This window comes from Gordonia sp. NPDC003504 (assembly GCF_053587995.1).
In genome coordinates, this window is the sequence record NZ_JBSFPC010000005.1 from 278,462 (window position 1) to 290,250 (window position 11,789).

The 11,789-nt window shown below is 69.6% G+C and carries 7 protein-coding genes; 2 read left to right on the forward strand and 5 right to left on the reverse strand.

Going from position 1 to position 11,789, the window contains the following annotated elements; genetic code table 11:
- Positions 1-3: 3 nt before the first annotated feature.
- Positions 4-3,501 (reverse strand): ATP-dependent helicase, encoded by a 3,498-nt coding sequence (locus ACWDPV_RS12495; protein ID WP_449743216.1) that lies wholly within the window; start codon positions 3,499-3,501, stop codon positions 4-6.
- The gene (locus tag ACWDPV_RS12500; protein WP_449743217.1) at positions 3,494-7,069 is read right to left on the reverse strand and encodes an ATP-dependent helicase; all 3,576 of its coding nucleotides are present in this window, start codon (positions 7,067-7,069) and stop codon (positions 3,494-3,496) included. Before ACWDPV_RS12500 ends, ACWDPV_RS12495 begins: the two co-directional genes overlap by 8 nt.
- A 66-nt stretch (positions 7,070-7,135) precedes the next feature.
- Here ACWDPV_RS12500 and ACWDPV_RS12505 point away from each other — a divergent pair, with 66 nt between their 5' ends.
- Both ACWDPV_RS12505 and ACWDPV_RS12510 read left to right on the forward strand, forming a co-directional pair.
- Positions 7,136-7,921 (forward strand): alpha/beta fold hydrolase, encoded by a 786-nt coding sequence (locus ACWDPV_RS12505; protein ID WP_449743218.1) that lies wholly within the window; start codon positions 7,136-7,138, stop codon positions 7,919-7,921.
- Positions 7,918-8,220 (forward strand): MGMT family protein, encoded by a 303-nt coding sequence (locus tag ACWDPV_RS12510; protein ID WP_449743219.1) that lies wholly within the window; start codon positions 7,918-7,920, stop codon positions 8,218-8,220. Before ACWDPV_RS12505 ends, ACWDPV_RS12510 begins: the two co-directional genes overlap by 4 nt.
- 26 nt (positions 8,221-8,246) lie before the next feature.
- On the opposite strand, the gene ACWDPV_RS12515 is transcribed toward ACWDPV_RS12510, so the two are convergent.
- The 3 genes from ACWDPV_RS12515 to ACWDPV_RS12525 form a co-directional block, all read right to left on the reverse strand.
- Positions 8,247-9,101, reverse strand: a complete 855-nt coding sequence (locus tag ACWDPV_RS12515) for a TIGR02569 family protein (protein WP_348804375.1) — start codon at positions 9,099-9,101, stop codon at positions 8,247-8,249.
- A gap of 88 nt (positions 9,102-9,189) precedes the next feature.
- Positions 9,190-10,365 (reverse strand): adenylyltransferase/sulfurtransferase MoeZ, encoded by a 1,176-nt coding sequence (gene moeZ / locus ACWDPV_RS12520; RefSeq protein ID WP_449743220.1) that lies wholly within the window; start codon positions 10,363-10,365, stop codon positions 9,190-9,192.
- A gap of 72 nt (positions 10,366-10,437) precedes the next feature.
- A complete protein-coding gene (locus ACWDPV_RS12525; protein ID WP_449743221.1) occupies positions 10,438-11,415 on the reverse strand; it encodes a DUF3152 domain-containing protein in 978 nt (325 codons plus the stop codon).
- Between the last annotated feature and the right edge of the window lie 374 nt (positions 11,416-11,789).

Here is an 11,789-nt window from a genome sequence, read left to right on the forward strand (position 1 = left end):
AGCTCATCGGGCCAACAATGCGGCGAGTGCGGCCGCATCGGGAAGGTCGTCGGGGGCAAACGTATGGCCGTAGCGCACATAGTGAAACGCCGCGCCGACGCGTTCGGTCGGCACACCGGCCAGCTGCGCCCACGCGATGCGGTAGGCGGCGAGCTGGATGACCAGCGACGACAGCTCCGGCGAGGCGGTCGGGACGGCACCGGTCTTCCAGTCGACCACCGTCCACGATCCGTCGGGTTCGGCGAAGACCGCGTCGATACGACCGCGGATCACCGTCTCCCCGATCACCGTCTCGAACGGCACCTCCACCTCGCTGGGGCTGCGTGCGGCCCAGCGAGACGCCAGAAACGCCTCGCGCAGCGCGTCGAGTTCGGTGTCGGGTGCCGCGCTCTCGTCGGCGGCGCCGGGGAGTTCGTCGATGTCGAGCAGCCTGCTCGCCCCGAACCACCGTTCCACCCACGCGTGAAAGGCGGTGCCCCGCCGGGCGATCGGATTGGGCCGGAACGGCACCGGCCGGCGTAGTTTCCGGGCGAACTCACGTTCATCGGAGTCGAGATCGACCAGCTGACTCACCGACAGATGCGACGGCAACTCCACGTCGACGACGGCCTGATTGCTGCGGTGATGTTCGGCGAGCAATGCGTCGACCTCCGCGGTCCACGCGTCGATCTCGCCCACACCGCCGGGTGCACGCTGCTCGTCGCCCTCCGGCGTGGCCGGCGGTGCGTCGAACAGGGACGGCGCCTCCCGCGCCGCCAATTCGTCGAGCACAAGGCGGGCCGCTGCCGTCACCGCGTCGCGGCGCTCGCCGAGCCGATCCGCCGGCCAGGAGCGGGCATCGACGACGTCGGCCAGTGGATTGTCGGCACCGTCGGGCGGATCCGGCGCCAGCACGTCGATCCTCAGGCCGTCGGCGTCGGTACCGGATTCGATGCTGCCGGACTCGATGGCCGCGGTCACCAAGGCGAGGAGTTCGTCGAAGAACACCGACCCACCGCGCGGCGAGGTCGACGTCTCCGACCAGTGATGGGCGGAGATCAGCAGGTCGTGTCGCGCCCGGGTGATCGCGACGTAAAGCAGTCGCCGGTCCTCCTCGAGTCGCCGTTCGGCGATGGCCTCCTTGTGCTCGGTGAGGGCGTCCTCGAGTTCCTTGCGATCGGCCACCCGACTCAGGTCGAGCACCGGAAATCCTTCGGCGGCACCGGATTGTGCCGCGTCCGCAGCACGCTTACCCGCGTCCGGGCCCCGCGGATCGGCTACCGCCAGATCACCGCGCAGCGGCCCGGGGAGCTCCCGCGCACTGCGCATCCAGGTGGTCTCGGACTTGGAACTGGGAAAGATCCCGTCGGCCAGATGCGGCAACACCACCACGTCCCATTCGAGCCCCTTGGCGGCGTGCACGGTCAGGATCTGCACCCGCTGCTCGGCCACCTCCACCCGGCCCGGTTCGAGTCCCTTCTCTATCGTCTCCGCGGTATCGAGGAAGGCCAACAGGCCCGGCAGGGTGGCGCCCGGCCGTTCGGCGTAATGGGTGACGTAGTCGGCGAAGGCGTCGAGGTGCTCGCGCCCGGTGATCGCTCCGCGCATACGACGGGCCCGGATCTGGGCCTCCACGGCCACCCCGATGGTGGTCTCCACGTCGGCGACGAGTTCGGGCAGCGGCTGGCCGATGCGACGTCGCAGCGATTCCAGTTGCGCCCCGAACGCCCGGATCCGCGCGAACCCTTCGGCGCTGTAGGCCTCCGGATCACCGGGATCGGCCACGGCGTCGGCGATCCCGGCACGATCGACGATCTCGGCGGGCAGGACTGCGTCGAGCGCATCGTCGAGCTGTTCGCGGGTGGTGACCACACCACCCGCGGCGATCTGTCCGGCGGCCAGGTCGGTGGCCCGCCGCCACAACGCCGCGAGGTCCCGCGCCCCGAGCTGCCATCGCGCCCCGGTGAGCAGTCGCATGGCGGCGGTGCCGGCCATCGGATCGGCCATCAGCCGCAGCGTGGCCACCACATCGGTGATCTCCGGGACGTGCAACAGCCCACCGATGCCGACGACCTCGGCGGGAATGCCACGCCGTTCCAGTTCGGCGGCGATCGGGGCCGAATCCTCGTTGCGGCGCACCAAGACCGCGACGGTCGGCGGCGCGCCGCCATCCTCGACGCGGTACCGTGCGGCCACCTGATCGGCGATCCAGTTGCGCTCGTCGACGATCGTCTCGGTCAGCGCCATCGTCACCGTCCCGGAATCCGCGTCGGGCCGCGGGCGCAACACACTGACCGGCACGCCACGGCGTCGCAACTCCTCGGAGGCGGCGTTGGCCAGACGCAGCGTCTGCACCGGATTACGCCAGCTCGTCAGCAGTTCACGCCGACGTGCCGGTGTTCCGTCCGCGCACGGGAAGTCGGTGGCGAAGCGGGGCAGGTTGGCGGCCGAGGCGCCGCGCCAGCCGTAGATCGACTGGATCGGGTCGCCGACGGCGGTCACCGCAATCGGGGCGCCACGCGCGGTATCGCGACCGCCGAACAGCGCCGACAGCAGCACCCGCTGCGAGTGCCCGGTGTCCTGATACTCGTCGAGCAACACCGCCTTGAACGATTGCCGTTGGGCCGCAGCCACTTCCGGATGCCCGGCGACGAGTCGGGCGGCCAGCGACATCTGACTGCCGAAGTCGAGGACCGCCTGCTCGGCCATGGTGCGCATCAGGGTGGCCACCAGCGGCAGCAGTTCGCGGCGTTCGTCGATGACCTCCTGCACGGTGCGCAGCGCGGCATTGGGTCCGCCACGTTGACGAGGCCCCTTGGGCAGCTCATCGACCATCCGGTAGAGGTCATCGCCCCACGCGGCGAGCGTGTCGAGATCCACCAGGTGCTCGGCCATCTCCCCGTAGAGGCGCAGCACCGCCTCGGTGACACTCGCCGGCATCTTGGTGGTGTGCAGGTCCCCGGTCCAGGTGGACACGATCGAGAACGCCATCTGCCACAACTCGGTCTCCGACAGCAGCGTCGCATGCGGTTCGACCGGCAGGAGCAATCCGTAGTCGGCGATCAGCCGCCCCGCGTACGCGTGGTAGGTGCTCACCTCCGGATCGCCGGCCCGCAGCCGCGCGGCGAGGCTGCCGTCGGGATCCCAGCCGATCAGCGCCGGGGATCCGGCGAGCATCGACAGTCGCCGTCGGATACGTGCACCGAGTTCGCTGGCCGCCTTCCGGGTGAAGGTGAGCCCGAGGATCTCGTCCGGTCCGACGATCTGATTGGCGACGAGCCACACCACCCGCGACGCCATGGTCTCGGTCTTGCCCGCACCGGCGCCGGCGACCACCAACATCGGTTCGCTGGGCGACTCGATGACCTCGATCTGTTCGGGGGTGGGCGGCGGCAGCCCGAGCGCCGCGGCCAGCGATGTTGCCGGGATACGTTGACGCACAACGGTATCGCGGTCAGCGGTATCGGGGTCAGCGGTATCAGGGTCAGCGGTATCGGGGTCAGCGGCTTCGGGGTCAGTCATCGGTGACCGCCTTGCCACGCAACTGGGCCGGGCAGCTCGTGACGAGACCGCAGTGCGCACAACCGGCGTTCGGGGTCGCCCGGAACTCCGGTCCGATACCCGAGCGCGCGGCATGGCGGACCACGCTCACCCACTCGTCGAGCAGTTCCGGCGTCAGCGCCGGCTGATCCCGTTGCGCCGCACCGGTGGACCGGTTCGCCGAGGACACATACACCAGCCGCCCACCACCGGGCTCGACCGATTCCCCGGCGAAATCCCGTGCGCCACCGTGCGCGATGGCCACCTGATAGGCCGCCAACTGTGGGTGTTCGGCAGCGTCGGCCTTGGACACCGGCGTCTTGGCGGTCTTGACGTCAACGATGACCGGCCGCCCCTCTGTATCGCGTTCGAGACGGTCGACGCGACCGCGGAGCCTGATCGGGAGATCGGATCCATCCTCGGCGGGCACCTCGCCGGCCGGCTCGGCCACCGGCGCGATCGTCGCGTCGATGACCGACTCGACGCCGACCTCGGTGAGATCGGCACGCGAGACCCGCAGCCATTCACGGAAATTCACCAACATCGCCTCGGCACGTTCGAGTTCGTGCGCCGAATGCCAGACGGCTCCGACCTCGACGCGATCCCAGATCTCACGCAGCGCGCCGGTCACCTCCTCCGTGTCGATCCTGCCGGCCACGGCCTGCACCAGGGTGTGCACGAGGCTGCCGGTGAGCGCGGGGGTGCCGTCACCGTCCCGGCCGCCGTTGCGTTCGAGCACCCACCGCAGCGAACAGTGCTCCAGCTGATCGACGTTGGAGGGAGACAACGTCACCGGGCCGTCCTCGCGCCGCCACAGTGGCGCGCCGGTACTCGATCCGGACAGCCCGAACCACTCCCGCGGATGTGCGCCGGCGATGTCGGAGTCGGCCAGCCGGGCCAGCAACTGCGCGGCGGCGCGAGTGCGTTCGTCGGGCTCCCCGGACTCTGGGCCCCCCGACTCTGGACCCCCCGCCTCTGTACCCCCCGACTCCATTCCCCCGACCACCACCGACCGCAGCGTCGCCACCAGCGACGGCAACGACAAGACGCGGTCCACACCGGGATCGATCGGCAGGTCCGACTCCGGGTCGGTGTCGAGCGAATCGCCGTCGGCGTGCTCCGCGTCACCGCCGTCGCGTCGTGCGTCGGCGCGCAGGGCGTCGGCAATCTCGGCGAGGAATCGCGAGGGCGACGAGTCCCCACCGCCGTCCTCGACCGCGGTGATGAGGAGTCGGCGTCGCGCACGGGTACAGGCGACCAGCAGGAGCCGGCGTTCGTCGGCGAGCGCTCCGGCGCCGCGCGCCACCTTGTCCACCGCATCGGGGTCGACGCCGTCCAGGATGTCGACCAATTGCGCTGTGGCCAAGACACTTCCACGGCTGCGCAACGACGGCCAGAGCCCGTCGAGCACGCCGGCCACCGCGACCACCTCCCATTCGCGACCGGCGGCCGCGTGTGCGGAGAGCACGGTGACCGACTCGGCAACGGCGGCCGGGGTGCGGCCGTCGCGCGGGATCTGCAGTTGGGACAGGTAGTGCACGAAGCCGGCCGGACCGGCGGCCGGCAGGTTGTCGGCGAATCCGCCGGCCGCCTCGAACATCGCCATCATCGCGTCGAGATCCCGATCGGCCTGCTCCCCGGCCGGGCCACCGCGGATGGCGGCTCCCGCCCAGCGCCGTTCCAGACCGGTGGCCTGCCAGGCCACCCACAGCGTTTCCTCGATGCCGCGGCCGGCGACGTGTGCGGCCACACCCGCGCCGATCACCCCCAGCGCCCGGGACAGTGGCGCACCCTCGTGCTCGGTGAGCGCGGCGAGGTAGTCGGCACCGAGATCCGGATCGAGCAGGGCCAGCCGCAACGAGGTGAGGGTGTCGCGGTCGGCGCGGTCACCGCCGGCCCGCTCGTCCCGGCGCCGGATGCCGCGACGCAACCGCCGCATCGCCCCGGGATCGGCCATCCCGATCGGCCCGCTCACCAGTGCGACGGTGTCCTCGACGGAGAAGTCCTCATCCGCCGGCTCACCGAGATCGCGGGCCGCGACCACCCGCAACACCAGCATCAACGCCGCCACTGAACGCTGACGGTGCAACGGGAGATCGGTGGTCGGCGTCGTCAGCGGCACCCCGGCCGACCGGAATGCCCGGCGCAACGCCGGCAACGCGAGGTGCGCGGACCGGACGATCACCGCCATCTGCGACCACGGCACCCCCTCGAACAGGTGGGCACGCCGCAGGAGGTCGGCGACCGCGGTGGCCTCCTTGGCGGCCGAGCTGAACACCCGCACCGAGGCGCCCCCGGGTATCACCTCCGCGTCGTCGTCGTCCGTACCGTCGATGTGCGGAAACGCGTGCGGCCGGGCCCCCGGCAGCCGGGCGGTCAGCGCCCGCCCGACGATGGCGATCTGGCGATGATGACGGAAGTCGCGGTCGAGCAGGATGTCGCGCTCGGTGCCCGGATCCACCAGTTCGTCGGCGAAACGTGCACTGGCACCGCGGAATCCGAAGATCGACTGATCGGAGTCGGCGGCGATGATCGTCGACGACGTGCCGGTACCGATCAGTTTCACCAGGGCGGCGGCCTGCGGGTCGAGGTGTTGGGCGTCGTCGACGATGAGGTGCCGGATGCGGCGACGCTGACCGGCGAGCAGATCCGGGTCGGTCGCGAACGCCGACAATGCCGATCCGACCAATTCGGCCGCGTCGACGGCGGGCGCCGACGCGCCCGGCGTCTGCGAACCGACCGCTCCGCGCAGCAGCATGTTCTGCTCGTACTGGGCGTAGGCGTGCCCGGCAGCGACCCACTCGGGGCGGCGATGACGACGTCCGAGGGCCGCGAGTTCCTCCGGGCCGACACCGCGTTCGGCCGCGCGCATCAGCAGATCACGCAGGGCCTGGGCGAATCCGTCGGTACCCAACGCCGGCCGCAGATGTTCCGGCCAGTAGAGGGCACCGTCCTCGATGTCGCCGGCGAGGAGTTCGCGCAGCACCACGTCCTGCTCGGACCCGGTGATCAGGCGTGGTGGCGGATTGCCGTGGGCCTGCGCCTGCAACCGCAGGATTGCGAAGGCGAACGAGTGCACGGTGCGGACCAGGGGTTCGCGCAGGGCCCCGCCGAGCGCCGGGGAATCGGATGTGGCGGCCAGCACCCGCCGGGTGATCTCCTCACGCAGGGCGACGACGGCCCGCCGGTTCGCGGCGAGGACCAGCACCGACTCCGGGTCCGTTCCGGGACGGGTCAGGCGTGCGACGGCGGCGTCGACCACGAGCGCCGTCTTACCCGAGCCCGGACCGCCGTGCACCCGATACGGCCGCCACGGCTGCGCCGCCGCCTGCCCCGCACCGGTATCGGAGGACGCATCGATGTCGTCGATCATGTGTTGCACGTGTGGCGCCCAGCTCCGGGGCGTCACCTCGTAGCGGCCCGACCCCACCAGATGCGCGCGCAGCGCCGTACCACCGGAACCGCCCGCCGTCTTCTCCGGCCGACGGGTGCGCCGCTTACCCGTCCCGGACGCGGCCGGGCCGGCGGCGGTGGAACGTGTGCGGGCCATGTGTCCATGCAAGCATGCCCCACCGACACATCCGTTCCCCCGGCTCCGTAGGGCACAATCGTCGGGGTGAGCGGACTGCAGCACGTCGAGTTCGGTGATCGCACCGGCCCCACCGTCCTTGCGCTGCACGGCCTCACCGGCCACGGGCTGCGCTGGGCGCCACTGGCCGCCGAACACCTGCCCGACCTCCACGTCGTCGCCCCGGATCTACTCGGCCACGGGCATTCGCCGTGGTGCCCGCCCTGGTCGATCGACGATCACGTCGCGGCGCTGTCGGCCTTCGTCGACGCCACCATCCCCGCCGAGAAGCGTCCACTGACCGTGGTGGCCCACTCGTTCGGCGGGGCGCTCGCCATCCATCTGGCCCACAAGCGACCCGATGCCATCGGCGGGTTGGTACTGCTCGATCCGGCGCAGGGACTCGACCCCGGGGTTGCGTTGACCGTCGCCACCGACAGCCTGCAAAACTGGGATTATCCCGACGCGGCGGCAGCTCGGGCCGCCAAACGCGCCGAGGGGTGGGCGGAGGTCTCCGACGCCATCCTCGACGCCGAGATCGCCGCGCATCTGATCGACCTCCCGAACGGGCGGGTCGGGTGGCGGGTCAGCGCCCCGATGGCCGCGACCGCGTGGAGTGAGATGAGCCGCCCGGCAGTCCTTCCGCCGGCCGGAGTGCCAACCCACATCGTCGTCGCCGACCGTGTCGAGCCACCGTTCGTCGGATCGGACTTCCTCACCGACTGCGCGCGAGACCACGGCTCCGAGGTCGAGATCCATCACGCCGACTGCGGCCACATGGTGCCCTTCGACGCACCGGAGTTGACGGCGTCGCTGATCAGATCACTGCTGTGAGTGCGATCACCGACGACGACGTCGAACGCGTGCGTGCGCTCGTCGCGGCCATCCCGCCGGGGCAGGTGAGCACCTACGGCGATCTCGCCGAGGCCGCCGGATTGTCCTCACCGCGCATCGTCGGCGCGATCATGCGTACCGATTCGGCGGATCTCCCGTGGCATCGGGTGATCTCGGCGAGCGGGCGCCCGGCGGCCCACCTCGCCCACCGGCAACTCGACCGACTGACACAGGAGGGCGTCCCGATTCGCGACGGCCGCGTCCTGCTCCGCGAATGTCGTTGGGACGCTGTGCTTTAGAGAAGTCAGGCCGGAGAGGATCAGCCCTACACCATCAACCGCACGATATCGACGACCCGCTTCAACCCCGGCAGCGCGCCGGCGGTGGACCGCGGATGCAGGGCATGAACGGCGAGGCGGAACATGGTGGCGCGCAACATCATCTGCGGCCACTCGGGCTCATCCGACCATCGCTGGACCAACTCGTCGTCGGCGCCACCCCAGGCCAGCGAATCCACCACCACGACGGCCGCGGCCCACGACGCCGGACGCCAGTACGGCACGATGTCGGTGATCCCCGGTGCCGCGGCCCCGGCGAACAATACGGTGCCGAACAGATCCCCGTGCACCACTTGGTTTTTGAGATCGACATTCTTACGCAGCGAGGCGAGGGTCTTGAGGATCTCGATACTTTCCTGGCCATCCGGCGACGTCGGCTCCGCCATCCCCGCCGCACGTGCCGAACGCATCGGCACGTCCTCCCACGCCGCCCGGTCCGCGGCCGCGAAGACGTCGACGTCGGTGTGCGGGGGTGCGGGCTGCTGCAACAGGAAACGGGGCCGCTCGAGATCGGCGATCGCCACATGCAGCCGCTCGGCCACCGACACCACCTCGTCGTGCCGCGGCTCCGGGGCGCCCGCGATATAGGTGTCGGCCCGCCACCCCGACACCACATAACGGCCGTCGGTGGCGCGGAACGGCCGGGCAATCCGCAGACCCTCGACAAACAGGTTCTCCCGCACCGACGCAGACCACGCGGCGCGCGCATGATCGGGTACCAACGACAGCACCACTTCACCCACGCGCCATCCACCGACCCAGGTATCGCCCATCGCGATGGGCGGGTGGGCGGTCAGCCCGAAGGTGTTGAGCACATGCTCGGGCGGCTCGACGCTGTTCACGTCTGCAGAGATTACCTCCGGGCACCGCCCGATCACGTGCAGCGACGCGGCGACATGCTCGATTCCCCGGCGTGAACCGACCGGGGAGTCAGTACACCGGCAGTTCCTTGTCGACCTGATTGGCCCAGGCGGTGATCCCGCCCTGCAGATGACGAGCATCGGCGAACCCGGCACGCTTGAGCGCCGCCAAGGCCTCCGCCGACCGGATACCGGTCTTGCAATACAGCACCGTCGGACGGTCCTGCGGGATCTCGGCCAGCGCCGCCCCCGACAGGATCCGGTCCTTCGGGATCAACGTCGCACCGTCGATGTGCACGATCTCCCACTCGACCGGCTCGCGGACATCGACCAGCGCGAGCGTCTCCCCCGCGTCGATCTTCTCCTTCAACTCCACGGCCGTCAGCGTCGCACCGGCAGCGGCCTGCGCGGCCTCATCCGACACGACACCACAGAATTCCTCGTAGTCGATGAGCCCTGCGATCCGCTCACCGTCGGGATCCTTGCGGATTCTGATGGTGCGGTAGGTCATGTCGAGGGCGTCGTACACCATCAGACGGCCCAGCAACGGCTCCCCGATCCCGCAGATCAGCTTGATCGCCTCAGTCCCCATGATCGACCCGATCGACGCGCACAGGATGCCCAGCACCCCGCCCTCCGCGCAGGACGGTACCATGCCCGGCGGCGGCGCCTGCGGATACAGATCGCGATAGTTCAGGCCACGCCCATCCGGCGCGTCCTCCCAGAACACCGAAGCCTGCCCCTCGAACCGATAGATCGACCCCCACACATACGGCTTGTGCGCCAACACCGCCGCATCGTTGACCAGATACCGCGTGGCGAAATTGTCGGTGCCGTCCAGGATCAGGTCGTACTGCGAGAACAACTCGATGGCGCCCTCGGGCTCGAGCCGCTGATCGTGGATGTTGACCGTCACGTACGGGTTGATCTCGGCGATCGAATCCCGCGCACTCTCGGCCTTCGGCCGCCCCACATCCGACTGCCCGTGAATCACCTGACGTTGCAGGTTCGACTCGTCGACCACGTCGAATTCGACGATGCCGATCGTGCCCACGCCCGCCGCCGCCAGATACAACAACGTCGGCGAACCGAGGCCGCCGGCCCCGATCACCAGCACCTTCGCGTTCTTCAGACGCTTCTGCCCCTCCATCCCGACATCCGGGATGATCAGGTGCCTGCTGTAGCGCGCAACCTCGTCATTGGACAATTCGGCCGCGGGTTCCACCAGCGGCGGCAAGGACGACACGGTACGGGCCTCCCGAAATAGATCAACCAAGAACTGGTGAGCACAACGACGGCCCGGACCCGGTCATTCCCCTCAGGTCGACGAACGCGCCGGGAACGGCCACGGATTGGGCTTGCAGACAAACGAACGATCCGCCTGCGAGATGTCCGGATCGAGCAGGATCAGCCCCGAATTCGACATTCCGTACGACTGCTGCATCATCACCGGCGCAAGAGCCCCGTTCGCCGGGCACGGCACATGATGCTCGTACCCGATGCCGTGGCCGGTCTCATGATTCACCAGGTACTGCCGGTACGCGACGTCATCACCCTGATACGACGTGGCCCCGCGCACCCACCGCGCCTCGTTGATCGTCACCCGCTCCATCGGCGGATAGAAACACGACGTCTCCGCCTGAACCTGATACCCGCACAACTCGCGCGTGGTCGCCGACGACGTCAATGAGATCCGCAGATCCGGCTCCCCCCGATCGATCCGCCGGAACGAGACCTTGCCGTCGCCGATCCAGCTGCGCTGATTGGCCAGAGTCGCATCCACCATCCGGCCGAACACCCGGTCCCCGCCATAATCGGCCGGGGTCAGCCCGTCCTCCACCTCGACGGTGTAGGTGTACACCTGACCACCGCTGCCGACCTGCGCGGTCGTACCCGGGACGACGTGAAACGTCTTCTTCCCGTCGACGGTGAAGTGGCCACCCTCCGGCAATACAGCCGCGGCCAGGTCGACACCCTGCCCATCCCCGGTCGGCGCACCGATCGCACGGGTCTCCGTCGTCACGTTGGCGTTGCGCGACATCGGGTCCGGGGTGATCGGAGCCGACGAATCGTCGTCACCGGTGTCACGCAGTGTGAACACCAACAACACGATCGTCAGGACCACCAGCACCGGGATCGCATACGCGCGCCACCCGTACGTCGTGACGAAGCGCCCTACCGCGCTCTGCTTCTTCCTGGTCGGGACCGCATCCCGGTCCGACCGTTGTCGCCCACTGTCATCGGTCGGATCCCAACGCGCCCGCAACGGTTGATCCGGAATCGGCCGACGACGCATCGGCGACTCGCCATCACCGCCATCTCCGGTGCCGGTCGCACCACTGCCGGTTCCTCCTTGAGTACGGCGAGCACCACCCGAGCGCGTACTCGACCGGGCCCGCGGCGCACGCGGACCCACATCCCTGGCCCGGACCCGACCGCTCGCCGCGCTCCCGGCGCCGGCGAAACCGGGCCCACTCGCATCGCTGTCGGCGCCCCCCAAACCGGGCCCGCTCGCTTCGCTCCCGGCGCCCGGCACGTCATCTGTGCGGCTCACGGTTCACACCCTCTCACAGCGACACGCCATTACCACGTAGGACATGAACCGACATCGACGATCCCTGTGCATTCACATGACGTCTCACCCGGTGATCCGGGGGCCATCGCCGAGGT

Coding starts and splice junctions, on each gene's coding strand:
- ACWDPV_RS12495 (WP_449743216.1), bottom strand. CDS start 3,501: ATGACTGACCCCGAAGCCGCTGACCCCGATACCGCTGACCCTGATACC.
- ACWDPV_RS12525 (WP_449743221.1), bottom strand. CDS start 11,415: ATGCGTCGTCGGCCGATTCCGGATCAACCGTTGCGGGCGCGTTGGGAT.
- ACWDPV_RS12500 (WP_449743217.1), bottom strand. CDS start 7,069: ATGGCCCGCACACGTTCCACCGCCGCCGGCCCGGCCGCGTCCGGGACG.